Genomic DNA, 26,142 nt, shown 5'->3' on the forward strand with positions numbered 1-26,142 from the left:
AGCAAGGATAGAGAATACCATGTTGAAACGCGTCTATTTTTCCCTGGCCATGGGGTTGGCCGCACTGACCGCTACCGGGCCGACTTCGGCGGTGGCACAGGACAAGTTCATCGTCGTCCAGTCGACGACCTCGACGCAGAATTCCGGCCTGTTGGACGCCATTCTTCCTGAATTCTCGAAAGAGTCTGGCATTGAGGTGCGCGTCGTTGCCGTCGGTACGGGGCAGGCGATCAAGAACGCCGAAAACGGCGACGGAGATGTTCTCCTGGTCCACGCCAAACCGGCGGAGGAAAAATTTGTCGCCGAAGGCGGCGGTGTCGAGCGCTTCGACGTCATGTACAATGATTTCGTCATCGTCGGACCGCCGAGCGATCCGGCCGGCGTCAGTGGTATGAACGACGCCGTCGCCGCCATGCGGAAGATCGCCGAAGCCAAGGCGCCGTTTGCCTCCCGAGGCGACGATTCAGGGACCCACAAGGCCGAACAGCGGTTGTGGAAGCAAGCCGGCGTCGATGTCGGCGCCGCCTCCGGCGACTGGTATCGGGAGACCGGCTCGGGCATGGGCGCGACGCTGAACACCGGCGTCGGCATGGGCGCCTACATCTTGACCGATCGCGCCACCTGGATCTCCTTCGGCAACAAGGGCGATTTCGCCGTAGCCGTCGAAGGCGACCCCAAGCTTTTCAACCAATACGGGGTGATTCTCGTCAATCCGAAGAAGCATCCGGGCGTCAAGGTCGCCGAGGGGCAGGCGTTCATCGACTGGCTGACGGGCGAGAAGGGGCAGGCCGCGATCGCCAACTACAAGGTCGACGGCCAGCAGCTGTTCTTTTCGAACGCCAAGTGACGGCAGACATGTCGATGTCGGGACGCAAACCTTCGGGTTGAGCTGCCGGCCCGACCCATCGTCGCCGAAGCTGTTCCGCCGGACGAAAACCTTGCGCCCGGCGGAACGGAACAAGGGCGTCGGATCCTATGGGGTGGGCGCGTTGTAGTGGACGGTCCCGGTCCCGCTGACGTCGTAGCCGGACATCTCGGAAGCGCGGTCGGCAAATTCGTCGGAGACCAGAAACCGCAGCAGTCGCTGAAACGGCGGGTCGAAATAGGCTCGGCGCCAGACCAGCAAATCGGTGCGGTCTTCCGCCAGAGGGATGAATCCCAGCCGATATTGCTCGGCCATCGCGGCGAGGCCGAAAGCCGCGTCCGCCTTGCCGTCGAGCACGAGGCGGGCCACGTCGTCCTCGGTTTTCGCCGGCGCTTGCGGACCGGCGAGACTGGAGACGTCGACGCCGGCTTCCTGCGCCAACATCTCGAACAGGCGCTGGCCACCGGCGCCCGGCTGGCGGCGGGCGAACCGAAGCGGCTTGAGATCGGCGATTGCGGCGATCAGTTTGGGATTGCCTGACTCGACGATCAGGCCGCATTGGCGCCGCGCGAATTCGATCAGCACCACAGGCGCTTCGCCGAGGATTCGACGAACCGTGTCGACGTTCCAGCCGTCGCTTTCCCTGATATGGGTCGCGCAGGCCGCCGCATCTCCCCGTCCAAGCCGCGTGATCCCGTCCAGGCTGCCATCGAAAAAGGCAGCCAATCCGCTGCCGGACTGACGCAGCGCCCATTCCAGAAGGGGATCATGGCTGCCGGCGAGGATCAACGGCAATTGGCGGCTGGCCACGACAGGGCCAGAGCGCGACGCCGCTATCCAGGCCGCCACTTCATCTTCCGGGAACAACAGCTTTCCGACGACGCGGACGCACGGGACCTCGCCATTCGCGGCGAGGTCGTAGACCTTGCGTTCCTTGATGCGCAGCAGATCGGCGAGTTCGCGGGTCGTCAGATAGGGGGGCGTCGATTCGGACATCGCCGCATTTAGCCGCGTCGGGGCGGTCGCGGCAAACCGCGACGCAAAGGATCGCGCGCCGGGAAAAGCGGGCCCCCGGAGTTGACGCCGCCGAGCCCACGTTTACACGTTCCTGACCGCACATCGCCCGGCGGGCAGGAACCTGTTTGGAATCGCTTCGATCATGACGCAACGCCTGTTCGGCATCACCGGCTGGAAGAACTCCGGCAAGACGACGTTGACCGAGCGTCTCGTCACCGAACTGACCCAGCGCGGATATCGTGTCTCGACGGTCAAGCATGCGCATCATGCCTTCGAGATCGATACGCCGGGCACCGATTCCTTTCGCCATCGTGCGGCCGGCGCGAGCGAGGTGGCGATCGTTTCATCCATGCGCTGGGCATTGATGCACGAATTGCGCGGCGAGAGCGAACCGACGCTCGACGCGATTATCGCCCGGCTCGAACCGTGCGACATCGTGTTGGTGGAAGGGTTCAAGGCCGCGCCGCATCCCAAGATCGAATGCCGCCGGACGGCGTCGAAAGAGCGCACGCCGATGCTCGGCACCATTCCGGCGATTGCCGCCATCGCCGCCGATCACCCGGTGGATGAGACCGTCGTTCCGGTTTTCGATCTGGATGATGTCGCCGCGATCGCGACGTTCATCGTCAGCCAGCAAGGCTTGACCTGACGGGCCATGATTTGCTCGCCACCCCTGCGTGCCACCGTGACGAGCGCGCGTTCCGGCATCCGGCACGTTTGACCGCGCGGCGAGGACCGGCAGCGGGGCCTACAGGGTGCTGGATGGAAGCTTGAACGTGGCCCGTTCGATTCCTGATAGCGTGGAAACGATTGACCGGGATCAAGGGCGACAACGGGATTCGCCGACAAAGATGATGCCGGTCGCGTGTCCGCAGAATCGAAAGGTCGTCATCCATGAACCTTGCCAGGCCTTCCCAGGCGATCCGGGACATTGCCGTCCATGTCGACGGTTCGGACGGTGATGCGGCGAAGACGAGCCATGCCGACATGATCGCGACGATGTTCGACGCTCCGCTCATCGCTCTCCTGATGAATTATCTGCAGGCGGCTCCCATCCCGCCCGGGCCCGGCCGTTCATGGCTCAACGCCGAGCTCCGGAAGCGTGGCGTGGAACAGGGCGATGCCGCGGAAATACGCGCGCGGGAGCGTCTGGCCGGGTTGCACGCGCCCAGCGAGATCAGACGGATCGACTATGCCTACCAGGAACTCGGCGCGCGGATCGGACCGCCGGCGCGCTCTGTCGATCTTGTGGTCGTCGGACGCCCGCATGGCGACGGGGGGCAGTGGCCGGAGATGTTCGAGGCCGTGATCTTCGATGCCGGAGCTCCCGCCTATGTCGTTCCGCCGAATGCGGTGAATGCCAGGGAACCGGAGACCATTCTCATCGCCTGGAAGGATGCGACCGAGTGTTCCCATGCCATCAAGGCGGCCCTCCCGTTTCTCCAACGGGCGAAGGGGGTGTATCTGGTTTCGGTCGCGGAGACGTCCTCGGACGAGGAACGGCATCGGGAGTCGGTGGCCGATATGGCCCGGCATCTCGCGCGGCACGGCGTCGCCGTCGAGATACGGCACCTGCCGCAGTCGGACGATCCGGCCGCTGTTCTTTTGAACGAGGCCTCGAGCCTCGGCGCGGAATTGATCGTCGTCGGCGCATACGGGCGTACGCGGCTTCGCCAAATGCTGTTCGGTGGCGTCACCCGCGAACTCCTGGAACGCAGCACGATTGCGTTGCTCATGGCGCACTGACGCCTCCCGCCCAATGGCCGCTCGGCAGAACGATCACCGGTGACGCACGATGCCCGCCCATAGCCAGGACGAAACGATCACCTTCCTGACGTCTGAGGCCTTCGACGATGGCGATGCGTCGACGGTCAAAACGATCGTCACGCATATTTCCACTGTCCTTCTCGCGGGTGAGCGGGCGATCAAGCTGAAACGGCCGGTGCATCTGCCCTATGTCGATTTCTCGACGCCCGAGCGCCGGCTCGCGACCTGCGAGCGGGAACTCGTGCTCAACCGGCGCACCGCACCAAAGCTCTACCGCGCCGTGCGCCGGGTGACGCGCGAGCCGGACGGCAGTCTCGCCATCGACGGCGAAGGGCAGCTCGTCGACGCCTTTGTCGAGATGCGCCGTTTCGACGAGGATTGCCTGCTGGATCGCATGGCGATGGAGGGCACGCTGACGGCGCCTCTGATGGCGCGGCTCGCTCACCGGATCGCGGCATTCCATGCCGGCATCGCGCCCGATCGCAGCGTCAGCGGCTCGGCTCAGGTGGCCCTGGTCCTCGATATCAACGAGCGCGCGCTGGCGACCACCGAGGTGTTTCCCGAAGAGGCGGTCGCCGATTTCAATCGCCGGTTCCGCGAGGGTTTCGCTCGCCTGATGCCGCTCTTCGACGCGCGCGGCGCGGCGGGCAAGGTCCGCCGCTGTCATGGCGATCTGCACTTGCGCAACATCTGCGTCTTCGAGGGCGAGCCGACGCTGTTCGATTGCATCGAATTCGACGAGGCGATGGCCACTACCGACATCCTCTATGACCTGGCCTTCCTGCTGATGGATCTCTGGCATCGGGGGCTGGAGGAAGTCGCGAACCTCGTCCTCAACCGCTATCTGGACGAGAGCGACGAGACGGACGGCCTGCCGCTGCTGGCGTATCTGATGGCGCTGCGTGCCGCGGTTCGCGCCCATGTCACCGCGACGCGGGTCGCCGATGCGGGCTCCGACGCGCCGACACTGAGAGCCGAGGCGCATGCTTATTTCGATCTCGCGGTCGATCTCCTGCGGCCCCGGGCCGGCCGCCTGGTGGCGGTCGGAGGACTGTCGGGCTCCGGCAAATCCACCGTCGCGGCGGCAATCGCGCCGCAAATCGGGCCACCGCCTGGCGCGCGAATCCTCGCCAGCGACCGGATCCGCAAGCATCTGTTCGGCGTTGCCGCCGAAACCCCCTTGCCGGCCGAGTGCTACCGGCCTGAGGTCTCGGAAACCGTTTACGCGCGTCTGGCCGAACAGGCCGGCGCGATCCTGCCCCTCGGGCACGGCGTCGTCGCCGACGCGGTGTTCGACCGCGCACCCGACCGGGAGCGGATCGCCGGCATCGGCGAGGGCGGGGCGCTCCCCTTCCTGGGTCTTTGGCTCGAAGCGCCGCCCGAGCGGCTGGTCGAGCGCGTCGCCGCCCGTCGCGGCGATCCCTCCGATGCCACGCCGCAGGTGGTGCGCGATCAGGTGAGCCGGTCGCAGGCGCCGGCCGATTGGACGCGTCTGTCGAGCGAGGCCGAGATCAGCGCGGTGGCCGAGGCGGCGCGCCGCGTCGTCGAGGGGGCTTCGGACGGTCCGATCCACCGCGTCGCCAGAGATCGAGGCGACGACTGAAACACACGCGATCAGTCGCCGTCCCGATCGTCGGCCGCCGCCGCCCTGGTGCGAAGAGCCTGTTTCATCAGCTTGCCGTTGACGTTGCGTGGCAGGGGCTCACTGGTGAAGGTGAAGAAATCCGGCACCTTGTAGTCGGACAGGCGCTCGCCGCAGAAGGTTCTGAGGGCCGCCTCGTCGAGGTCCGGATCTGACCGGTGGACGAAGGCGTGGACCTTTTCGCCGAGCACCGGATCGGGCCGGGGAACGACCGCGGCTTCGGCGACGCCGGGATGGAACGACAGGACGTTCTCGACCTCGGCGCTGTAGACCTTGTAGCCGCCGCGATTGATCATGTCCTTGAGCCGGTCGTGGATATAAAGCAGCCCGTTTCCATCGAAACGCCCGACATCGCCGGATTTCCAGAACCCCGCGTGAAAACTCTCGGCGGTCTTTTCCGGCAAGTTCCAATAGCCCGGCACGACCATCGGCCCGCCGATCCAGACCTCGCCGGATTCCCGTGTCGCGACCTCGTGTCCCGCCGCGTCCATGACGCGGATCTCGGCGCAGGGCGCGGGCGCGCCGACGCTGGCGGGAGCGGCGGCCTGGCCGCCGGGCGGCATGATCGTGGCCGGCGACGTGGTTTCGGTCGATCCATAGGCCTGGATCAGGTCGAGGTTCGGCAAGAGCTTGGCGATGCGTTCGATCGTGGCGACCGGCATTGGGGCGCCGCCGAAGGCGCCGATGCGCCAGGCGCCGAGGTCGTGCCGGGCGAAGTCGGCGCGCAGCAGACACAGATTGTACATCGCCGGGACGAGGATCGTCACTGTCATCCGTTCGTCGGTGGCGAGGGCGAGGAAGGCGTCGGCGTCGAATTTTTCCATCATGACCACCGCTGCCCCAGCGGCGAGCGGCGCATAGACGCTCGCGATGAGCCCGGTGACGTGGCTCGCGGGCACCGCCACCACCGAGCGGTCGGCGGCCGTCAGGGCAAAGCAGTGGGCGTAGTGGAGGCAGGAGTGGACGATGTTGAGATGGGTCAGCATCGCGCCTTTGGGCGTTCCGGTGGTGCCGGACGTGTAGAGGATGACGGCGACGTCCTCCTCGGTGACATCCGGCGCTTTCGCCGTCGGTGCCTCGGCAAGCAGATCCTCGAAGCTGTTGTCCGCCGGCCCGTCGATCGCCGCGCGCGGCATGGTGTCGGGCAATATCTTAGTCTTTTCAGCGTCGCAGATGGTCAGGCCGGCGCCGCAATTGTCGAGAATGAAAGCAATTTCCCGCGCGCTCGCCCTGACGCTCAACGGCACCGCGATGGCGCCGGCGCGCACGATGCCGGTGAGCGCCACGACGAATTGCCAGCGGTTGCGCACCAGGAGGCCGACCCGGTCGCCCTTTGCGACGCCGCGCGAGGCCAGCCCGCCGGCCACGCCGTCGCTCATCGTGTCGAGCTGGGCGTGAGAAATCCGGACGGTCCCGTCCACGACGGCCTCGTCTTGCGGGTTGGCGGCGGCGGCCGCGCGAAGCATGGCGTCGGCGTTGGCCGGACGATCCACGAAACAGGTGACGACGCGGTCGCCAAAATGCGCCTCGGCGCGCGTCCCGGGCGCGTCTTTCCAGAAGCGCCGGGAGGCTGTCATGCGGCCTCGGCTACCACATTGGCGCCGCGCTCGATGCCCCAGACGTGGTCGAGCACGGTGTGCGAATGGGTGAGTTCCGACATGCTCATGACGATCGAGAGCGCGTCGCCCTTTAACGCCGAGATCACGTCCGACAGGCGCTGCGCCAGCGCCGGCGCCACGCCCTCGAACGGCTCGTCGAGCAGAAGGAGGCGCGTGCCGACCGTCAGCGCCCGGCCCAGCGCCACCATCTTCTGCTGCCCGCCGGACAACAACAGCGCCTTGCGGTCCGACATGCTCGCCAGTTCCGGCATGATCTCGTAGACCACCTTGAGGCGCGCGGCGCCATCGACGGACGTCACCCAAGTGGGCAGAAGGATGTTTTCCTCGACCGTCAAATCGGGGATCAGTCCACGCGTCTCCGGCATGTAGCCGATGCCCAGGCCGGCCCTTTTATGCACTTCCAGGCCGGTGATGTCGGTGCCGTCGAAATGCAGAGACCCGCGCGTCAGCTTGGTGATGCCCATGATGGTGCGCATCACCGTGGTCTTGCCGGCGCCGTTGCGGCCGGCGAGGCCGACCATCTCGCCGGCGCCGACCTCGAGCGAAAAGCCGCGCACGGCCTCGACCGAGCCGATCTTCACATGGGCGTCCTTCAGGCTGAGCATCGGTCTACCTCGCCGTTCCGGTGACGTATTTCTGCACCGCCGGGTCCGAGAGCACCTCGTCGGGCGCATCATCGGCGATGATCTCGCCGGCGTAGAAGGCGAGCACCCGGTCGGCGTAGCGGGTCACGATATCCATGTCGTGCTCGACGAAGATCACCGCGGCGTCCTCGCCCGACAGGGCTTTCATTACCCGGTCCATCAGGGGAAACTTTTCTTCGGAACTGACGCCGGAGGTCGGCTCGTCGAGCAATAGCACCCTCGGGCGGCTCGCCAGCGCCATGGCGATATCGATCAGCTTGCGCACCCCGCCGGGCAATTCGTCGACCGGCTGTTCGGCATAGTCGGACAGGCCGAAACGGCCCAGCATTTCATGCGCTCGGTCGAGCGATTCCTCGGTATGGGCTGGCCGGAAGAAGGACGGGCGGTCCTTTTTCGCGATGTCCACGGCGACCAGAATGTTGTCGACTGGCGTCATGGTTTCGCAAAGCTGCGGGATCTGGAAGGAGCGGCACATGCCGCGCCGGGTGATGTGCCGTGGCGCAAGACCGGTCACGTCCTTTCCGTCGAGCAGCACCTGCCCGGAATCGGGTTTGAGATAGCCGGTGACCATGTTCACGAAGGTCGTCTTGCCTGCTCCGTTCGCGCCGATCAGGGAAAGCCGCGCTGTCGGGGTGACGGAGATATTGATGTCATTGGCCGCCACCAGCGCGCCGAAGGATTTCATGAGGCCGCGCGCCTCGAGAACGGCTTCGCTCATTCGGCTGGCTCCTCGTCCGGGGTGGTGTTCCGCGCGCGCCATTTCGATGCGGCCCGCCCGCCCGTAGCGCCGGCCCACAGCGATCCGAAGCCGCGCGGCAGGAACAGGATGACCAGCAGCAGGAACAGGCCGAGCGCCAGTTGCCAGCTGTCGGGAAAATACTGGTTGGCGAAGGAGCGCACGAGTTCGGTAATCAGCGCCGCGCCGAACACCGCGACGACGCTGGCATAGCCGCCGAGAACGGCGATGAAAACCACTTCGCCCGACGTCGTCCAGTAAGCGAAGAACGGGTCGATATGCCCCAGCGCAACGCCGTTCAGAACGCCGCCGAGGCCGGCCAGAACGCCCGCGAGGATAAAATTACGGGCCGTGACGGCGAAGACCGAGGCGCCGAGATATTCGACCCTCAGTTCGTTCTCCCGCGCGGCCAGCGAGATTAGCCCCGGGCCGCTGTCGAAATAGATTCGGCAGACCGTGGCAGAGATGGCGGCGACGCCCACTGCCACGGCGTAGAGCGCGAAATCGGCGGACCCGGTGCCCGGCAGATAGCCGAGAAAAGTGGGCTGCGGCACGTTGAATCCGTCCGAACCGCCGATCGCCGTGACCTTGGCGAGAACGCCATACAGCACCATCGACAGCGCCATGGTGAGCATGGCGAAGAAGATGCCGCGATAGCGCGCGATCAGCGGCGAGACGAGGGCGGCGACGAGGCCGCCGGAAAGCCCGCCGACGATCAGCAGGACGAAGACGTCGGTGATCCCGAGCCGGCTGGCCAACATGCCCGACACATAGGCGCCGACGCAGTAATAGAGCCCTTGGCCGAAGGAGACGAGACCGCCGCGCATCAGCGCAACGATACCGAGCGCGATCAGTCCGAAGGCGATCGCCTTGGTCATGGTGAAGAGCAGCCAGAGCGGCAGCATCCAGCCCAGCGCGATGAAGACGATGGCGCCGAGGACCGCGATGACGAGGGTTCGCATGGGCGCGCTCATATCTTGCGCGCCTGGACCGGCGTGAACAGGCCTTCGGGCCGGAAGATCAGCACGACGACCATGACCAGATAGATGATGAAAATCTCCGCCTCCGGTATCTCGTAGACCGCGAAGGATCGCGCCAGTCCGACGATCAGCGCCCCGATCGCGGCGCCGGGAATCGAGCCGAGGCCGCCGATGATGACGACCGCGAAGCTGACGATGATCACGCTGACGCTGATGCCCGGTTGCACCGAGATGAGCGGGCTGGTGAAGGCCCCGCCGAGGGCGGCGAGAAAGACGCCGAGGCCGAAGGCGAGAAGATAGATGCGGGTGACGTTGACGCCCATCGCCGCGCTCACCTCCGGCTCGTTGATCACCGCGACGGTGATCTTGCCGATCCGGGTGCGGGTGAGACCAAGCCAGACGCCGACGCCGCAGACGATCGCCAGCCCGATCAGCGCGATGTCGTAGCCGACATAGAACAGGCTGCCGACCTCGACATTGCCGAACAGATTGCGCGGCTCGAAGACGTAATAGGGGTCGACCCCGAAGACCATCTTGGTGATGTCCTCCAGCATCAGGAACACCGCGTAGGTGACCAGCAGGACGAGAACCTCGTCGCGGCCGTAGAAAAACCGCAGCAGCCCGCGCTCGATGAGCGGGGCGACGACGATGGCGACGGCCAGCGCGGCGATGAACATCGCAACGAGGCTGAACCATTCGGGCAAGCCCCAGCCGGCGAACAAGGGCACGGCGACCGCCGCGGCATAGGCGCCGAGGGCGTATAGGCCGCCATGGGCGAAGTTGAGGATGCGCAACACGCCGAAAACGAGCGTCAGCCCGAGCGCGACGATGAACAGCCAGGAAGCGTAGATCAGTCCGTCGAGAATGATGGTGAGAACGATGTCCATCGCGGCGTGGTCCACCCGTCGCAGGATTGCGGTAAACCGGGCCGCCGAGCGGCCCGGTCGTTTTGCCGTGTCAGATCATCATTTGCATGTGGCGCCGGGGAAGCCGGCGTTGATCCATTCGAGACCCTTCATGTCGGCCGGCGGGTTCACGCAGCGCGCGTCGAACCGAATGATGTCGTCGAGGATGATCTCGCCGTTCTCATCCTTCTTCGAACGGCCGAAGCCGATCGGCTGGATCGCCTGGTGGCCGTTGCCGTTGACCATCTCGATCAGACCGCCCGGGCTTTCCCAGCTCAGCCCCTTCATGGCCGCGGCGAGTTCCTCGCTGCTGGGCTTCTTGCCACCGTTTTCAGCCATGGCCTTTTCGACGGCGGTCTTCAGGCCGAGGATCGCCTGCGCCATGCGGTAAGGCGCCTGCACCGGCATGACGTCGTAGGTGGACTCGTAGTTGTCCTTCCACCACGTATTCAGCTCGGATTCAGGCGCCATGAAACCGTAGGCACCACGGGCGCCGACGATCGCCCCCTCGGGCATGTTTTTACCGAGAGGCGGCAGCGAGTGATCGCCGGCGGAAAATGCTACCTGGCTGCGCTGGAACAGGCCGCGCGGCAGTGACTGCAGGATCAGCGCCTGCAAGTCGCCGCCCCAGAGCGAGGAGTGCACAACGTCGGCCTTGCCCTGCAGCAGGGCCGAAATCTCGGTGCCGTACTGGCCGGCGCCGAAGGCGGGGAAAAGCTCGGCGGTCACGGTCGCGTCGGGATAGATCTGTCCCATGGCGGCCTTGAAGTCGCCCCAGCTGTCCTGACCCCAGGCGTAGTCCTGGTTGATGCCGGAGAACGTCTCGACCTTGATATCCAGTGCTTTCAGGTAGCGGGCCAGCCCGACGTTGTCCTGGGTTGCGTGAGCCGCGGTGCGGAAGACGTATTCGTAGTCATTTTCCTCGAAGACCCGGGGTGTGCCGCAATCATAGAGGATCGTGAACTGCTTGAGTTCCTCGGCCACCGGCGCGACGGCCAGACAGTCGCCGGAGCCGACATAGCCAACCACGACGTCGACGTTCTCGCGTTGCACCAGGTTGCGGTATTCCTGCACCTGCACAGTGGCGCCGCCGGCTTCGTCGATCACCACCGGCTCGATCGTCAAGCCGCCGAAGCCCTTGGTGTCGTAAGGGGCGGGGGCCTCGCCGGCGTTCAGTTTCTCGATCAGCATCTTGCCGCCGTCCCAAGCGGGGACGCCGAAGCTCTGGGCGGCCTGGCCGGACAGGAAGGTGACCACGCCGATCTTGAACGTTTCCTGCGCCGCGGCTGCGCCGGTCAAGGCGAAGGCGGCCGTGGTGGCCATCAGCGCGGCGGCGATGCCGGCGTGTGAAGATTTCTGTTTCATTGACGTTTCCTCCTCTTTGGAGGTCCGTTTCGCGCAGACCGCGGCGGACCTTGTTTATCGGTTTGCGGTGGGTGTTCAGGGCCGCCGGTCTCCCATACCGGTCGGCCAGCTCTGTCGTTAACGGCGGGCGCCTCCCTTTTGCGTCGCGGACAGATGCACCGGCTCGTCCGGATCGCAGCCCGCAAGGACGTAGCCACGCCGGAAGTCGTTGATGTGCCGGCGCATCCAATCCGCCGCCAGGGTCGCGTCGCGTTTCTTAAAGGCTGCAATGATGTGTTCGTGCGCCTCGATCAGCCGCGCGCCGGCCTGGCTCAGGCGTGGCAGCATCCGTTCATTTGCCGGAAACAGCAGCATCGCCGCGGGTTCACGCGCCAATTGCCAGGTGGCATTGCCGGTTGCTTCGGCGATCAGCGCATGGAATTCGAGATCCAGCGTGGTCAGGATGCTTCCCTCGGCCACGGCCACGCGGGTGCGGGCGAGGTTGTCCTCCAGCGCTTCGATCTGCTCGGGTTGGATCGCGAGCGCCGCCTGCGCCGCCGCCGCCGGCTCCAGCGCCAGCAGCAATTGCCAGAGTTCGTCGAAACTGACGCGCTGCAGCGCCAGAGCGCGGCTGGCGCGGGTGCTTAGATCCTCGGCGCGTGGTGCCGAGGCATAAAGGCGCCGGCCGGTGCGGCGCTGCACCAGGCCGCTCTCTTCGAGCAGCCGCAAGCCTTCCCGCGTGGTAGAGCGATGGACGCCGAGGCGCGCCGCCAGTTCGGCCTCGGTCGGCAGCCGATCGCCGAGCGCGAGACGGCCGTCGAGAATCTCCCGCTCGATCGTCTCGAACACCAGCCGATAGGCCGGCGCGGACTCGATCGCCGCAAAATGCGTCGCGGTGTCCTGGGTCTGCTGGGGCGCGGCAACACTCGATACCGCCCCCGGCGTTCGATCCGCCATTGGCAACACACGTCCCGACAAAGGCCGGGCCTCCTCCCATGAGTGCCGCGGCTCTTCCGGCCGTCGACGTTTCTCATTGTCCGACAATCAGACTAAGCGGAGGATCAGGGAAGCGTCAACCGAGGAATGTGGTTCGCGACGCTCCGTCGGCCTTATCCGCAGCGAACCTTGACGATCCGGTTCTCCGCGTCGGTTTCGAGGTTCAGTCGGGTCTCGACGAATTCCTGGGTAATCGGCTGATTGGGATAGAGCACGCGAACGTCCTCGGCCCCGGAGGCCGCTTTCGCCGCCTCCGTCGCCTCGACATTGGCGATTCGGCCGAGGACGACGCGCGCGGCGTTGGCGTTGCAGGCTTCCAACTCGGGCGCGGGCATGCTCGGCCCACCGACCGGCATGGGCAAGCTTTGCGGCGGCGGTACGGGCTCGGCGCGGTTGCTCGCGGTGCAGCCGGCCGTGATGATCGCCACACCCGAAAGGATTGCCAGTGAAAGGGTTCGTTGCATGCCGCTTCCTTCATGATCCGCCGTGATGCAGGCATTCGACCCTAGCGGAATCACCGCCGGGATTGAGGTGCATCCTCGTTGTCCGGGCGCAGATTAGCGCACCGTCCGCAAAAGACGAAAGCCAGCCACGAATCCGTGAGAATCGGCGGTCCTTTTCCCGGCGGGAGCGGCGCCTATGTCATAGCCCCAACACCAATTCCTGCCCCCCGACGCCGTGCCTTGGAGCCATTGCCATGAAATCCGTTCTCGCCGTCACCGCCGCCCTTGCCGGACTCGTCGCGATACCCTCCGCCGGTCAGGCTCAAGAAGGTTGCGGCACCATCCAGATCGCCTCGATGAACTGGGCCTCGGCCGAGGTGATGGCCGCGATCGACCAGTTTATCCTCGAGAACGGTTTCGGCTGCGACGCGCAACTCGTGCCCGGCGACACGATGCCGACCTTCACGTCGATGACCGAAAAGGGCGAGCCGGACGTCGCCCCGGAGATCTACGTCAAGCAGTTCAAGGAGCAGATCGAGACGGCGCTGAAGGAAGGCCGGATTGCCTATGGCGCCAAGGTGCTCAAGGATGGGTCGGAAGAGGGATTCTGGATTCCGCAATATCTCGCCGACGCGAATCCGGACATCGTCACGGTCTCGGATGCGTTGAAGCGTCCCGAGCTGTTCCCGTCGCCGCAATCGTCGGACAAGGGCGCCTTCTATGACTGTCCGGCGGGCTGGGGCTGCCAGATCGTCCTCCACAACTTCTTCAAGGCTTATGATGCCGAGGAAAAGGGGTTTGAACTCGTGCCGACCGGATCGGCCGCCGGTCTCGACGGCTCCATCGCAAACGCCTTCGAAGCCAGGCAAGGTTGGCTGGGCTATTATTGGTCCCCCACCGCGATCATCGCGCGGTATCCGATGAAGAAGCTTGAGTGGGACGTTCCTTACGACGACGCCGAGTGGTTGAACTGCACGACCCAGGCGGATTGCGAGGACCCCAAGCTGAACGCCTGGACGGAAGCCGAGGTCTACACGCTGATGACGCCGAAGCTTGCCGAGGATTCGCCGGAAGCCGCCGCCTATCTCGAGCAGCGCGCCTGGGGCAATGAGACCGTCAACAAGATGTTGGCCTGGAAGGACGAGAACCAGGCGACGGGAGAGGACACCGCGCTCTACTTCCTCGACACCGAGGAGGAGGTCTGGACCAAGTGGGTCTCGCCGGAGGTTGCCGAGAAGGTCAAGGAAGCGCTCTAACTTCTCGCGCTTTATCGATACGCCGGGGCTGCCGTAAGCGACATTCGTCAGATGATCGTGGAAAGCCCGGCGACAATGGCCCAAAACGCGGCGCCAACCATCGCCAGCAGCGACAGTGCCGTACCCGCGGAGCGCTGCCAGCCGGGCGCATCCGCGGCGATAAAATGCAGCGCGTGCAGGAATCGGCCGGCGGTCAGAAGCAGGCCGAATCCGTGGATCGCCCAGGCCGGCCCGCCGAGAAGAGCCACGGCAAGCAGCGTGATCAGCGTCACCGGGATGAATTCCATGGCATTCGCGTGGCCGCGCATGATCCGGATCATGCGCGGATTGCCGCCGTCGCCCATTAACACCTTCTCGCTCTGGCGCACGCGCCCGGTCTGGAACGCCAGCCAGACGAGAATCAGCGTGTTGAGGCCCGCGTAGATCGCGAGAGCCCCAATCGCATCGGTGGTCGCTTCCAACATGGTGTTCATCCCGTAGCGGCGGCGCGTTCGCGGCCTGATCCGTAGGGTTTAAGGCGGTGTCGCCGGGATGTCGATCCGGGTTGTAACCCCAGGTTGTCTCCATCTATTGCCCTGCGGCAGACCTGTGCCGGCATGAAGGGAGGCGCGTTCACCGCATCTTTCAGTTAGTCTTCGTTTTGCCGGCAGGACTTCGGCTGATGTCATGCGCGTGCGAACCAAAGGGGCGAAACTATGATGCCACTGCTGCTGGGACTGATCGTTTTCTTCGGGGTTCACTCTTTGCAGATCTTCGCTGAAGATGGGCGGGGCCGGCTGATCGCTCGCCTGGGCGAGAGCCAGTTCAAGCTTACTTATTCGGCCCTGTCCTTGATCGGGCTGCTGCTGATCATCTTCGGCTATGGGCAGGCGAGGGCGGACGCCAGCGTGCTCTGGTCACCGCCGTCCGGCCTTCGCCATCTGGCATTCCTTCTCGTGCCGGTGGCGTTCATCCTTATTGCCAGTGCTTACTCCCCGGCCGGTCACATCAAGGCCATGGTTCGTCATCCGATGGTGCTCGGCGTCGCGGTCTGGGCCTTGGCCCATCTTCTCGTCAACGGCACCGACGCCGACCTCGTGCTGTTCGGCGGCTTCCTTGCCTGGGCGCTCGTCGACTATGCCAGTGCGCTTCGGCGAACCGAAACGGACGTCGTGCAAGCGGCCGCCGTCAAAAGCCTTCGCGGCGACATGATCGCGGTGGTCATTGGCCTCGTCCTTTCCGCCGCCTTTTTGTTCGGACTGCATGACTGGCTCATCGGCGTGCCGCTGCTTGGATAGGATCGGCAAGAGCTTGCCCTTTCACAGACGCGAAAAATCGTTAGAAGACGCCATGTCCGTTGTGTGCGTCAGCTGCGACGGATGGTGTGCCGCGATGATTTTTCGAAGAGTGGGTGAATGAGCGACGACAGTTTCTTCCGGGAGGTCAGCGACGAGCTTCGCCAGGACAAGGTCAAGGCCGTCTGGACGAAGTTCGGTACGTGGATCTTCGCCGCCGTCGTCCTCGCTGTCGCCATTACGGCCGGTGTCGTCGGCTGGGATCGTTACCGGACCGCGCAGGCCAATGCCTCCGGAGACTCATATCTCGCCGCGCTGGATCTGGCCCGGGATGGCAAACGGGACGAAGCCGTGGTGGCCCTCGAAGCGATCGCGGCGGACGGCTACGGAGCCTATCCCGACCTTGCCCGGATGAGCATCGGCGGCGTCCTGCATGAACAGGACAAACCCGATGAAGCCGTCGCTGCCTTCGACGGCGTTGCGAACGATTCGGGCGTGCCGCAGCCGATCCGCGATATGGCCGCCGTCCGGGCGGCCTACATTCTTGTCGACAGCGGTACGCTCGACGACGTCCGCAGCCGTGTCGAACGTCTGACCGGCGACAGCGAAGCGCTGCGCTTTCCGGCGCGCGAGGCGATTGCCCTGGCGGCCTGGAAGGCGGGGGATCGGGAAACCGCACGCCTGCTCTTCCAGCAACTCCTCGACGATGCCGGGGCGCCCAACGGTATTGCCGGGCGAGCGCGCATGATGCTCGAAGTGATCGCCGCCAGCGACCCGATGGCGGCCGCCGCAGCACCGGGCGAGCCCGCTGACACCGCGGCTCCGAGTGGAGAGGCTGCTGACGCAGCGCCGGCAACACAATCGGCCACCGATTCCGGTGTGACAGACAGCCGGACAAGCCAGCCGGCGTCCGCCGATGCGCCCGAACCGGCGAGCGCCGCCGCGCCGGTGGACGAAACGAATTCGCAGGCCGCGCCGCCCTCGATGCCCTCGCAGGCGGTGAGCGAACCGGCGCCAGCAGCCGGCGCGAACTGATCCCAATCGGCGTCCGGCGAATCGTCGGGCGCCCCATCGCTCCGGAGGAGCGCGGAGACCGTCATGGTCACCATCGCCATCATCGGCCGGCCGAATGTCGGCAAGTCGACCCTGTTCAACCGCCTCGTCGGCAAGCGGCTGGCGCTCGTCGACGACCGGCCGGGGGGGGNCATCGGCCGGCCGAATGTCGGCAAGTCGACCCTGTTCAACCGCCTCGTCGGCAAGCGGCTGGCGCTCGTCGACGACCGGCCGGGCGTCACCCGCGACCGGCGCTCGGGTGACGCGTCGCTGATGGACCTCGAGTTCGAGATCGTCGACACGGCGGGTCTGGAGGAAGCCGGGGCGGAGACACTGGAGGGGCGCATGCGCGCCCAGACGGAAGCGGCGATCGCGTCGGCGGACCTGTCGCTGTTCATGATCGACGCCAAAACCGGTCTCAATCCCCAAGATCTCGCCTTCGCCGATCTGATGCGGCGGACCGCCGCAAAGGTCGTGCTGGTCGCCAACAAGGCCGAGGCGAAGGGCGCCGAGTCGGGCCTCATCGACGCCTATTCGCTCGGGCTCGGCGAGCCGATCGGCATTTCGGCCGAGCACGGCGTCGGAATGGCGGAGCTTCGCGACGCCATTGTCGAGGCATTGGGCGACGCGGTCCTGGACTATGCGGACGAGGACAGCGACGATAGCGGAGACGCGCAGAGCGAGGCGGCCTTTACGGATCAAACGGAAGAGCCGGCCTACGATGCGACCAAGCCGCTGCGAATCGCCATCGTCGGACGGCCGAATGCCGGCAAGTCGACGCTGATCAACCGCTTCATCGGCGAGGATCGCATGCTGACCGGCCCCGAGGCCGGCATCACGCGCGATTCCATCTCGGTCGAGTGGGAATGGCGCGGGCGCAAGATCAAGCTGTTCGATACGGCTGGCCTTCGGCGCAAGGCGCGAATCCAGGAAAAACTCGAAAAGCTCTCCGTCGCCGATGCGCTCCGCGCGATCAAATTTGCCGAAGTCGTGGTCGTGGTGCTCGACGTCACCATTCCCTTCGAGCGTCAGGACCTTTCGATCGTCGACCTCGTCGTGCGCGAGGGCCGGGCGCCGGTTATCGCCTTCAACAAATGGGACCTCGTGGAGGATCGGCAGGCCGTGCTCGCCGATTTGCGCGAGAAGACCGGTCGTCTCTTGCCCCAGGCGCGCGGCATACAGGCCGTGACGGTGTCGGGCGAAACCGGCGAAGGAATCGACCGGCTGATGCGCGGGATCGCCGAAGCACATGAAATCTGGAACCGCCGCGTCTCGACCGCGAAATTGAATCAGTGGCTCGATCGGATGGTCGGTCACCATCCCCCTCCGGCGGTGGCGGGCCGGCGGGTGACGATCAAATACATGACCCAGGTCAAATCGCGCCCGCCGACCTTCATGTTGTCCACAACTCGTCCCGAAGCGCTTGGCACCGCTTACACGCGCTATCTTATCAATGGGTTACGGGACAGTTTCGGGCTTCTCGGCGTGCCGATCCGTCTCGGATTGCGCAAACCGGACAATCCTTACGCCGCAAAAGCGAAGCGGCGGTCATGAAATCACCATCATCTGTTAACCAAGAAACAAGGTTAATGGGGGAAATTCGGTGGAAGTCCATCGAATGAAGACTGTTTTGGGGACGTAATGACGGCTGTTGATTTGGTAGCAGGGGGACGCATGCAACGCCGTTCGTCGAAACGCGCCGCACGCGCTATCGTCGTCGCGGCCGGCAGCTTCGCGACTCTCACCGCGTTTACCGGTCAACTCGCCTATCAGGATATGACAAGCCTGCTCGGCGGTTCCAGAGAAGCAAACCGCTGGCAGTCGTATTTTGTTCCATCGCCGGCGGGCTCGGTGGAAACCGCCAAGATCGCATTCGCCGATTCCGGCAAGAACAGCCGCCTGCCGGCCGGTAGCGGCGTAAAGGCCGGCAATGGCGACCTCTTCACCATCGACACGGTTCAGCAGGCGCTCGACACGCCCGACGAGAACCGGGTGGCGCGAGCAGAGAAGGGGCGCCGGGTCATTTCTCTCATGCCTGCCGCCCAACTGCCGCCGCGCGGCTTCTCCGCCGGCTCGATCCTGGAGCGGCAGTCGCTGCTCGGATCGCGGGTCACCGGTGGCCAAGAGCGCATTCGGAGCGCCTTCTCCAAGGTGACGCAGTCCACCAAGGACGCGATGACCGTCGCCATGAATTTCCAGCTCAAGGGTCCGCCGACGATCAAGCCGGGCAAGGAGAGGGCGACCAACGACATGTTAATGCTGGCTTCCCTGAAGCCTTCGGACGCCGCGACCGCCGCGCTCGGCTATGCACCTTCGGGACCGCAGTCGGGCCGCGCTTCCTCGCTGTTCGAGAAAATCCTGAAGGATACGCCGCAGGCGTTCATTCCGCCGATCGGCGAGAATGATCATGCCTGGGCCGCGACGCCCCTGCCGGCGACCGCCTATTCCGAGAAGGAGCAGAAGTGTCTTGCCAATGGCCTGTATTTCGAGGCGCGAGGCGAGTCGACGCTGGGGCAGGCGGCAGTGGGGCAGGTTATCCTGAACCGCGTTCGCAACCCGGCATTCCCGAACACGATCTGCGGCGTCGTCTACCAGAACAAGAGCTGGCGCAATCGCTGCCAGTTCTCCTTCGCCTGCGATGGCGCGCGTGATCGCATCGCCGACAGCGGCGCTTGGGCGCGCGTGTCGCGCGTCGCCGAACAGGTGACCAAGGGCGAACTCTGGATCAACGCGGTCGGCTCGGCGACCCATTATCACGCCAATTACGTTCGGCCGCGCTGGGCGCGCGCCATGGAAAAGGTCGATAAGATCGGCAAGCACATCTTCTACCGTACCTTCAACGGCGGCTGGTAAGTAGCACGCGCCATCGCGAATCCCCCGGCTTTGGCCGAATTTCGAGCGCTCATTCCCGCGTGAAATATTTCCGCATTCGGCTGTATCGGTCGGATCGCGCGACCCGGTCATTTTGCCGCCGCCGAAAAATGCGCTAGAGCCCAAAGCTCCTCATTTGCAACGGTCGGACACATGGCTCAGAAAACCAAGCACCTGCTCCATATCCTGGCCGCCCAGCCGGTCATCCCCGTCGTTGCGGTGGACAGCGCCGCGGAAGGCGTCGAACTGGCGCGCGCCTTGGCCGCCGGCGGCCTGAAGGCCATCGAGGTCACGCTGCGTACGCCGGCCGCTCTCGACGCGATTCGGGCGATCAGCAGCGAAGTGCCGGAGACGGCCTGCGGCGCTGGCACCATTCTCGAGCCGAAGCAATTCGACCGCGCGGCGAAGGCCGGCGCGAAGTTCATCGTATCGCCCGGCGCGACGGTGGAACTTCTCGACGCCGCGAGATCTTCGGACGTTCCGTTGCTGCCGGGATCGGCAACGGCCAGCGAATTGATGGCGATGCTGGAAGAGGGCTACGAGGTGCTGAAATTCTTCCCGGCCGAACAGATCGGCGGCGCCGCCTTCCTCCGCTCGATCGCTCCGGTCTTTCCTGCCTTGCGTTTCTGCCCGACCGGCGGCGTGTCCATGAGCAACGTACGCGACTATCTCGCGCTGCCGAACGTCATCTGCGTCGGGGGCTCGTGGGTGGCGCCGAAGGCCGCGGTGGCGGCCGGCGACTGGGCGGAGATCACCCGCCTCGCGCGGGAGGCCGTGGCGCTTCGCGGCGGCGGCTGAGCCGCGGTGCCTCGCGCCGTGCCTGATCCGGGGGCACGCTCTTCGCGGCACGGTTCAGACCCTTGTCGGGGCGATGTCGACCACGGCGCACAAGCATCTTGACGCGGCAACGGCGCCCGGTCATGGTCCCGGCCGGAGCGCGGGCGTAGTTCAGCGGTAGAACGCAAGCTTCCCAAGCTTGATGTCGTGGGTTCGATCCCCATCGCCCGCTCCAGCCTCCAGACTCTCGCAGGTGCTGCTAGGTCGTCTCGCCGAAGGGCGGACCGCCGAGCGGGACGTGGTCGTCGGACAAATCATCCGCACCGAGCCCAAGCGCCTCCTGGGCGATCTTCGCATGGAGCTGCCCCACCGTCGCGAGAGCATGGCCGCACGCGCTGCACGCGATCTTTTCATGATCGGGCGTGCTCTCGTCGAGATTGATCCGATTCTCGGCTCCGCACTTGTCGCAGCGCATCGTCATCGCGTTCTTCATTTCGTTCACCTTTGCTATGGCCCTCGATGTCGCCTCGGCCTGCCATCCGTGCCGAACCATCTAGCGGCCTCTGCCCGATCACCAAGGGTGAGAGCGGCACCGTCAAACCTGGACGAGTAGCGCAGTTGCGTACATCGCCACCGCGCCGACGCCGATGCCGGACAGCGCGGTGGCCGACAGCCAAGGCTGCCCCTCGGCGCGCGCCTGCCGGATCAAAAGGGCGCCGACCTCGACGATGACTTGAAGGATCGCGCCAGCTCCCACGGCGAAGGCCAGGGCCGCCCAATGCGGGGAGAAGGCGTAGCTGCCGATCCATATTCCGGCGACGGCAGGTAAGCCAGCCAACGCCGCCAGGGCGACGAAGACCCATAGGCTCGGCCGTTTTTTCGTCATTGGCGCCACGATGCCGATGCCCTCGGTCAGATTATGCAGGGTGAAGCCGAGCACCAGGAACGAACCGAGCGCCGCCGCGCCCGTCGCGAAGGCGGAGCCGATCGCCAATCCCTCGCCGAAATTGTGCAAACCGATCCCCAGCGCGATCGCGGTGGCGAGGCGAACGCCCTCCAGTGTGCCGCCCTTCCGCCTGCCGACGATCATCAGCACCGCGAATGTCAGCGCGGCGACCAGCCAGACCAGAACGCCCGCGTGGAAGCCCGGCGCGGCTTCGCCCGCCAGTTCCAGCGCTTCCTCCAGTGTATCGATCAGCAGAAACGCCAGCAGTCCGATCGTCAGCGCCAAGGCGAACTGAAACGTCCGCCTGCCGCCGGAGCGAAGCGCGGGGTAGAACAGCATGCCCAGCGCGACGGGAACCACTCCGACGAACAATCCGATGAGGCCGAAGGCACCCAGCATGCCCGCCGTGGCGACGGGGGTGGCGATCGCGACATCGATGGTGTGATCGAAGGTGACGCCGGTCGACGTCAGCAGGGTCACATGGTGAGTTTCACCTTGCACCCAGGCGTAGGGAATGCGGAGCCACGCGTCGCTCATACGCTCCAATGCCCCGGCGGGCTCCTGGGTGAAGGTCCAATAGGCGCCGTCGACCTGTAATTGGGCGATGGTCATCGGTTCGGACCCGCCAGCGCGGACGTGTAGCGCGATGCCATCGCTGTCGAGGACGGTCCGCTCGACCGTCAGCTCTTCGGTGGGCGGTGTCCCTCCGTTCAAATAGCGAAAGGGATCGCTGGCCAGAAAAGCCGCCGCGACCGCGAGGATCAACACGAGGGGCAGGGCAATACGAAGAATGGTTCGGGTCATCGCGATCAACCTTCCCGTGCCGGCTTCGTTGTGCCGTCTTGCACATCGAAGAGGCTCATCCAGCCAAGCTCGGCGAATTCCGACTGGTGGGCGTGAAACATGTAGAGACCCGGCTCGTGGTCCCTGAAACTGATCTCGGCGATGCCGCGCTGGCCCTGGCATTGCATGATCGTGTCGACGGTCTTCAGCGTCGGTGTTAGCGTCGTTCCGTGATCGAAATAGTCGAAGAAATTCGCGTGCAGGTGCAGCGAGTTGATCGGGTCGAACTCGGTGATGTTGATCAGATAGAGCCGGATCGGCCGCGCCCGGTCGACGACGATGGGGCGCTTGGAATAAGCGTGCGCGATCGAATTGACCGCGTAGATCTCGTTCTCGTCGTCGAAGTTCGTGTCGAAGCCGTTCATCACCAGAACGAACTCCTGCCAGAGCGCGTTTTCGGGGGAGCCGAGAACGCGCGAACGGGCGACATCGGCTAGCTCGAGGTGACGGGCCGGGTCCGGATCGATGATGAAGGCGCCGTAAAGCCCCTTGTGGATGTGCCGCTTCAGCGGCACCGAATGGCAGTGATAGAGGTGACAGCCGAAGGGAAAGGCGTCGAACTCGTAGGTGAACTCGCCGCCCGGCAGCACGTTGCCCGCGCCGGGAACTCCGTCCATCCGTGCCGCATGGATGCCGTGGAAATGGATCGTGTGCGGATGCGAGCCGAAATTGCGGAAGCGAACGCGAACGCGATCGCCTTCGCCGACCCGCAAGGTCGGGCCGGGCACGCGGCCATTATAGGTCCAGGCGGGGAAGAATATCCCCGGCGCGATCTCGATCTCCTTGTCTTCGGCGATGATATCGAATTCTCGGAGTGTACGGCCGTCCGGCAAACGCGACGCGGTCCCGGTGTCCCAGTCGGTCAGGATGTCATGCGGGTCGAAGCCATTGCGCTCGTAATCCACCTCGCCGACCGTGGTCATGCCGTCATGGGTGTTGTGTGCGTCCTCCGATGTCTGGTGGCCAGCATGTTGCTCGCTGTCAGCCGCGGCCTGCGGGGCGGCAGGCGATGTCGACGCCTGGCCCAACGCCAGGCGAACCGCCGACGATCCACCGAGAAGCGCTCCTGCCCCCAGCAGAAAGCGGCGTGTGGTGGGATATTCGAACCAAGATGGCATTGCGTAGCTGCTCCCGTGTCGATTCCTTGGCCGTTGAAGGAATCTCGGCATTCGTCATAATTGCATGATGCTATAAAATATAGCCTTGGCTACAAATGACTTTGAAGCGGGAGTTTTGTCAACCAACAAAGGTGTCCGATTTCGCGGTTGGCGATGCCAACCCGATTGGCTATGCATGACGGTAATGACGAAGGTTCAAACGAGCGCCATTCCCGCCTTGCCCGATGCGGATCAGCAGGCGGCCAATTTCCAGCGGGTGCGAGAAGTCCATCAGCAGGAGGTGGCGGAAGATTACGTCGAGTTGATCGCCGACCTGATCGACAGCACCGGGGAGGCCCGCGCGGTCGATATCGCCCGGCGGCTGGGCGTTGCCAACACCACCGTCGTCAAGACCATTGCGCGATTGCAGCGGGACGGACTGGTTTCGAGCCAGCCCTACCGGGCGGTGTTTCTGACCGAGGCCGGCCGAAAAATGGCGGTCCGCTCAAGGCGACGGCACGAACTCGTCGTCAGCTTCCTTCGCGCGATCGGCATTAGCAATGAGACCGCCCAGCGCGATGCCGAGGGCATCGAGCATCACGTCAGCGAGGAGACGCTGGCGGCGTTCGAGCGGGTCGTGCGCGCCAAGGCGGCCGACTCGGCTTAAGGCCGGATAATGAGACCGTCGGGAGCCGCGCTGCGCCTTCGTGGAGCGTCAGCCCTCCGCGATCAGCCGCCCGTTCAGCGCGTCGCGGATCAGCTTCCGGGTCTCGTCGAGGCCATACAGGGCCGCGAACGAACCGAAACGCGGTCCGCGTTCCTGCCCGATCAGGATCTGGTATAGCGCCTGGAACCATTCGACCGAGACACCGGGGCCGCCCTGCGGTCCGGTCTTCTTATGGTCCTGATAGCGCTCGATCGGCCGCGCGACATCGAGCAGCGCGTTCTGGATCGCCTCGCCATCGGCATCCTTCGGCAAGGCGGCAAGCTTGGCGTCGAGCGCCTCCAGCGCCTCGCGCTCGACGTCGTCGGCCGCGCGAAACGTCTTCGAAGGTCTGACGAAATCCTCGAAATAGCGCAGCGCATAGGCGACGAGCCGGTCGAGGTCCGGATCGGTCTCGGGGGTGACGCCCGGCGCGTAGCGGGTGATGAAGCCCCAAAGCGTTGCCGTGTTCGAGGCGTTGGAGGCCGAGACCAGATTGAGCAGCATCGCGAAGGGTACCGCGACGGCCTTTTCCGGAGGGTGGCCGTCATGGACATGCCAAACCGGGTTCTGCAGCCGCTGACGCGGTTCCTGGCGCTGATAGGCCGCGACGAACTGGTAATAGTCGTCGACTGCTTTCGGGATGACGTCGAAGAACAGCCGCTTGGCCGCCCTTGGCTTCTGGAACATGTAGAAGGCGAGGCTCTCCGGGGAGGCATAGGCGAGCCACTCGTCGATGGTCAGGCCGTTGCCCTTCGACTTGGAGATCTTCTGGCTTTTCTCGTCGAGAAACAGCTCGTAGTTGAAGCCTTCCGGTGGTGTCGCGCCGAGCGCCCGGCAGATCTTCGACGCCAGGGTGACGGAATCGATCAGATCCTTGCCAGCCATTTCATAGTCAACGCCGAGCGCCGCCCAGCGCAGCGCCCAGTCCGCCTTCCACTGGCACTTGACCGCGCCGCCGGTTACCGGCGTCTCGATCCGCTCGCCGCTGTCGGGATCGAGATAGGTGATGGTGCCGGCGTCGGCGTTGCGATCGACCATCGGCACCTGGAGGACGATGCCGGTCTTCGGATGGACCGGCAGGAAGGGCGAATAGGTCGCGCGACGGTCGGGGCCGAGCGTCGGCAGGATGATCTCCATCACCTCGTCATAGGCGCCGAGCATCTTCATCAGCGTCGCGTCGAAGCGCCCTGAGGCATAATAATCGGTCGCCGAGGCAAATTCGTAGTCGAAGCCGAAGCGGTCGAGAAATGCCATCAGACGGGCGTTGTTCGCCGCCCCGAACGAGGGGTGCTCATTGGAAAACGGGTCCGGCACCCGCGACAGCGGCTTGCCGAGATGGGTCAGCATCATCTCCCGGTTCGGCACGTTGTCCGGCACCTTGCGCAGGCCGTCCATGTCGTCGGAGAAGCACAGGAGGCGCGTCGGAACCGCGTCGTCGGTCAGGACGCGAAAGGCGTGGCGCACCATCGACGTGCGGGCGACCTCGCCGAAGGTTCCGATATGCGGAAGGCCGGACGGACCATAGCCGGTTTCGAACAGCACCGTCGCCGGCATGCCGCTGGTCTCGAAGCGCTTGAGGAGCTTGCGCGCCTCCTCGAAGGGCCAGGCGTTGGAGGCCAGGGCTTCCTCGCGCAACGGTCGTTCGGCGACCGTGTCCGTCTCCGGGGTCTGCATGGTGCGTCCTTGCATGGTTGGCTTTTCCGCTGCGCTCGGCTCCTCTTGGTAACAGAAGGCATTGCGGGCAGGGAAGGTCGCGCCCGGTCTAGAAAGAAGCGGGGGGGCCGTCAACAAAACCCGCTTACGCCTTGTTGCGGTGCCGGTCGACGGCTAGCTTCGAGCAATCGCAAGTCTGAAGGAGCAGCGCATCATGGCCGACCTCGAACCGCAGGAAGCCCTCGTCCATCTCATGGTTTCGATGGCCGCAGCCGACGGCGCGATCAGCGAGAATGAAATGCGCGAGCTGGAGGCCCTGTTGCACACGCTTCCGGTGTTCGAAGGCTTCGACATGGCGAGCCTCGCCGAGATGGAGCGCCATTGCAGCGACATCCTGGAGCGCGAGGACGGCCTCGATACGATCATCGCCAATGTGAAGCAGGTGCTGCCGGCCAAAATGTACGAGACCGCCTATGCGCTGGCCATCGAGGTGGCGGCCTCCGACGTTCACGCGACGCAGGCGGAGTTGCGGTTCCTGGAAATGCTGCGCGACGGGCTCGAACTCGATCGGCTGGTGAGCGGAGCGATCGAGCATTCGGCGCGGGTGCGCTACCGGCGGCTGTAGCGCGCGATCATCGGGCGGGCTACAACCCGTAGGCGCCGAGCGGTATGCGGATAACATCACCGAAATTGTAGAGTCTCGCTCGC

Annotated in this window: 26 protein-coding genes, 1 tRNA gene and 1 pseudogene; 14 read left to right on the plus strand and 14 right to left on the minus strand. The window is 65.0% G+C overall.

Going from position 1 to position 26,142, the window contains the following annotated elements:
• Positions 1-19: 19 nt before the first annotated feature.
• Positions 20-847: an extracellular solute-binding protein gene (locus VQ045_RS08320; protein ID WP_331829789.1), complete on the plus strand. Its 828-nt coding sequence runs from the start codon at positions 20-22 to the stop codon at positions 845-847.
• A 126-nt stretch (positions 848-973) separates the two neighbouring features.
• Here the strand turns inward: VQ045_RS08320 and VQ045_RS08325 are convergent, their stop codons facing one another.
• Positions 974-1,861 (minus strand): helix-turn-helix transcriptional regulator, encoded by an 888-nt coding sequence (locus VQ045_RS08325; RefSeq protein ID WP_331829790.1) that lies wholly within the window; start codon positions 1,859-1,861, stop codon positions 974-976.
• 163 nt (positions 1,862-2,024) lie between these two features.
• Here VQ045_RS08325 and mobB point away from each other — a divergent pair, with 163 nt between their 5' ends.
• The 3 genes from mobB (at position 2,025) to VQ045_RS08340 (ending at position 5,252) form a co-directional block, all read left to right on the plus strand.
• Positions 2,025-2,531: a molybdopterin-guanine dinucleotide biosynthesis protein B gene (gene mobB, locus VQ045_RS08330; protein ID WP_331829791.1), complete on the plus strand. Its 507-nt coding sequence runs from the start codon at positions 2,025-2,027 to the stop codon at positions 2,529-2,531.
• 245 nt (positions 2,532-2,776) lie between these two features.
• Positions 2,777-3,628 carry a universal stress protein gene (locus VQ045_RS08335; protein WP_331829792.1) on the plus strand — a complete coding sequence of 284 codons (852 nt, stop codon included), beginning with the start codon at positions 2,777-2,779 and terminating at the stop codon, positions 3,626-3,628.
• Between the two features lie 49 nt (positions 3,629-3,677).
• Complete coding sequence (locus tag VQ045_RS08340; protein WP_331829793.1) at positions 3,678-5,252, plus strand: bifunctional aminoglycoside phosphotransferase/ATP-binding protein; 1,575 nt, start codon at positions 3,678-3,680, stop codon at positions 5,250-5,252.
• Positions 5,253-5,263: 11 nt separating this feature from the next.
• Here the strand turns inward: VQ045_RS08340 and VQ045_RS08345 are convergent, their stop codons facing one another.
• The 8 genes from VQ045_RS08345 to VQ045_RS08380 all read right to left on the minus strand — a co-directional run bounded on the left by VQ045_RS08345 (position 5,264) and on the right by VQ045_RS08380 (position 12,979).
• Positions 5,264-6,868, minus strand: coding sequence for a class I adenylate-forming enzyme family protein (locus tag VQ045_RS08345; RefSeq protein WP_331829794.1), 1,605 nt, complete (start codon positions 6,866-6,868; stop codon positions 5,264-5,266).
• The gene (locus VQ045_RS08350) at positions 6,865-7,515 is read right to left on the minus strand and encodes an ABC transporter ATP-binding protein (RefSeq protein ID WP_331829795.1); all 651 of its coding nucleotides are present in this window, start codon (positions 7,513-7,515) and stop codon (positions 6,865-6,867) included. Before VQ045_RS08350 ends, VQ045_RS08345 begins: the two co-directional genes overlap by 4 nt.
• Before the next feature lie 4 nt (positions 7,516-7,519).
• A complete protein-coding gene (locus tag VQ045_RS08355) occupies positions 7,520-8,272 on the minus strand; it encodes an ABC transporter ATP-binding protein (RefSeq protein ID WP_331829796.1) in 753 nt (250 codons plus the stop codon).
• A complete protein-coding gene (locus VQ045_RS08360) occupies positions 8,269-9,264 on the minus strand; it encodes a branched-chain amino acid ABC transporter permease (RefSeq protein WP_331829797.1) in 996 nt (331 codons plus the stop codon). Before VQ045_RS08360 ends, VQ045_RS08355 begins: the two co-directional genes overlap by 4 nt.
• Positions 9,261-10,157 (minus strand): branched-chain amino acid ABC transporter permease, encoded by an 897-nt coding sequence (locus VQ045_RS08365; RefSeq protein ID WP_327623407.1) that lies wholly within the window; start codon positions 10,155-10,157, stop codon positions 9,261-9,263. Before VQ045_RS08365 ends, VQ045_RS08360 begins: the two co-directional genes overlap by 4 nt.
• 78 nt (positions 10,158-10,235) lie before the next feature.
• Positions 10,236-11,540, minus strand: coding sequence for an ABC transporter substrate-binding protein (locus VQ045_RS08370; protein ID WP_331829798.1), 1,305 nt, complete (start codon positions 11,538-11,540; stop codon positions 10,236-10,238).
• Between the two features lie 117 nt (positions 11,541-11,657).
• Positions 11,658-12,476: a FadR/GntR family transcriptional regulator gene (locus VQ045_RS08375; RefSeq protein WP_331829799.1), complete on the minus strand. Its 819-nt coding sequence runs from the start codon at positions 12,474-12,476 to the stop codon at positions 11,658-11,660.
• A gap of 152 nt (positions 12,477-12,628) precedes the next feature.
• Complete coding sequence (locus VQ045_RS08380) at positions 12,629-12,979, minus strand: I78 family peptidase inhibitor (RefSeq protein WP_331829800.1); 351 nt, start codon at positions 12,977-12,979, stop codon at positions 12,629-12,631.
• A 233-nt stretch (positions 12,980-13,212) separates the two neighbouring features.
• Here VQ045_RS08380 and VQ045_RS08385 point away from each other — a divergent pair, with 233 nt between their 5' ends.
• Positions 13,213-14,214, plus strand: a complete 1,002-nt coding sequence (locus tag VQ045_RS08385; protein WP_331829801.1) for a glycine betaine ABC transporter substrate-binding protein — start codon at positions 13,213-13,215, stop codon at positions 14,212-14,214.
• 47 nt (positions 14,215-14,261) lie between these two features.
• Here the strand turns inward: VQ045_RS08385 and VQ045_RS08390 are convergent, their stop codons facing one another.
• Complete coding sequence (locus VQ045_RS08390) at positions 14,262-14,678, minus strand: MAPEG family protein (protein ID WP_331829802.1); 417 nt, start codon at positions 14,676-14,678, stop codon at positions 14,262-14,264.
• 234 nt (positions 14,679-14,912) lie between these two features.
• On the opposite strand from VQ045_RS08390, the gene VQ045_RS08395 reads away from it, so the two are divergent.
• From VQ045_RS08395 to VQ045_RS08420, 7 genes and pseudogenes are all read left to right on the plus strand, one after another.
• Entirely contained in the window at positions 14,913-15,491 is a 579-nt protein-coding gene (locus VQ045_RS08395) for an NnrU family protein (RefSeq protein WP_331829803.1), read from the plus strand.
• Between the two features lie 117 nt (positions 15,492-15,608).
• Entirely contained in the window at positions 15,609-16,523 is a 915-nt protein-coding gene (locus VQ045_RS08400) for a tetratricopeptide repeat protein (protein ID WP_331829804.1), read from the plus strand.
• Between the two features lie 63 nt (positions 16,524-16,586).
• Positions 16,587-16,676, plus strand: a pseudogene (locus VQ045_RS21980) (GTPase); the annotation flags it as partial.
• Between the two features lie 18 nt (positions 16,677-16,694).
• Positions 16,695-18,095 (plus strand): ribosome biogenesis GTPase Der, encoded by a 1,401-nt coding sequence (gene der / locus VQ045_RS08405; protein WP_442879837.1) that lies wholly within the window; start codon positions 16,695-16,697, stop codon positions 18,093-18,095.
• Between the two features lie 120 nt (positions 18,096-18,215).
• The gene (locus VQ045_RS08410; RefSeq protein WP_327623399.1) at positions 18,216-19,394 is read left to right on the plus strand and encodes a cell wall hydrolase; all 1,179 of its coding nucleotides are present in this window, start codon (positions 18,216-18,218) and stop codon (positions 19,392-19,394) included.
• Positions 19,395-19,565: 171 nt separating this feature from the next.
• Positions 19,566-20,210, plus strand: coding sequence for a 2-dehydro-3-deoxy-phosphogluconate aldolase (locus VQ045_RS08415; protein ID WP_327623398.1), 645 nt, complete (start codon positions 19,566-19,568; stop codon positions 20,208-20,210).
• 139 nt (positions 20,211-20,349) lie between these two features.
• Positions 20,350-20,424 (plus strand) — tRNA-Gly (locus VQ045_RS08420).
• Positions 20,425-20,448: 24 nt separating this feature from the next.
• Here VQ045_RS08420 and VQ045_RS08425 read toward each other — a convergent pair.
• From VQ045_RS08425 to VQ045_RS08435, 3 genes are all read right to left on the minus strand, one after another.
• Complete coding sequence (locus tag VQ045_RS08425) at positions 20,449-20,682, minus strand: MJ0042-type zinc finger domain-containing protein (RefSeq protein WP_327623397.1); 234 nt, start codon at positions 20,680-20,682, stop codon at positions 20,449-20,451.
• Between the two features lie 102 nt (positions 20,683-20,784).
• Positions 20,785-21,939, minus strand: coding sequence for a ZIP family metal transporter (locus VQ045_RS08430; RefSeq protein WP_327623396.1), 1,155 nt, complete (start codon positions 21,937-21,939; stop codon positions 20,785-20,787).
• Positions 21,940-21,944: 5 nt separating this feature from the next.
• Positions 21,945-23,096 carry a multicopper oxidase domain-containing protein gene (locus VQ045_RS08435; protein ID WP_331829806.1) on the minus strand — a complete coding sequence of 384 codons (1,152 nt, stop codon included), beginning with the start codon at positions 23,094-23,096 and terminating at the stop codon, positions 21,945-21,947.
• Between the two features lie 184 nt (positions 23,097-23,280).
• Between VQ045_RS08435 and mntR the strand changes: the two genes are divergently transcribed.
• Positions 23,281-23,742, plus strand: coding sequence for a manganese-binding transcriptional regulator MntR (mntR, locus tag VQ045_RS08440; protein WP_327623464.1), 462 nt, complete (start codon positions 23,281-23,283; stop codon positions 23,740-23,742).
• 48 nt (positions 23,743-23,790) lie between these two features.
• Here the strand turns inward: mntR and VQ045_RS08445 are convergent, their stop codons facing one another.
• A complete protein-coding gene (locus VQ045_RS08445) occupies positions 23,791-25,455 on the minus strand; it encodes a lysine--tRNA ligase (RefSeq protein WP_442879838.1) in 1,665 nt (554 codons plus the stop codon).
• Positions 25,456-25,648: 193 nt separating this feature from the next.
• Here VQ045_RS08445 and VQ045_RS08450 point away from each other — a divergent pair, with 193 nt between their 5' ends.
• Complete coding sequence (locus tag VQ045_RS08450) at positions 25,649-26,059, plus strand: tellurite resistance TerB family protein (RefSeq protein ID WP_327623393.1); 411 nt, start codon at positions 25,649-25,651, stop codon at positions 26,057-26,059.
• Positions 26,060-26,142: the final 83 nt, after the last annotated feature.

Origin of the sequence: Aurantimonas sp. E1-2-R+4 (genome assembly GCF_036549515.1) — a bacterium.
GTDB classification, from domain to species: Bacteria; Pseudomonadota; Alphaproteobacteria; order Rhizobiales; family Rhizobiaceae; genus Aurantimonas; species Aurantimonas coralicida_A.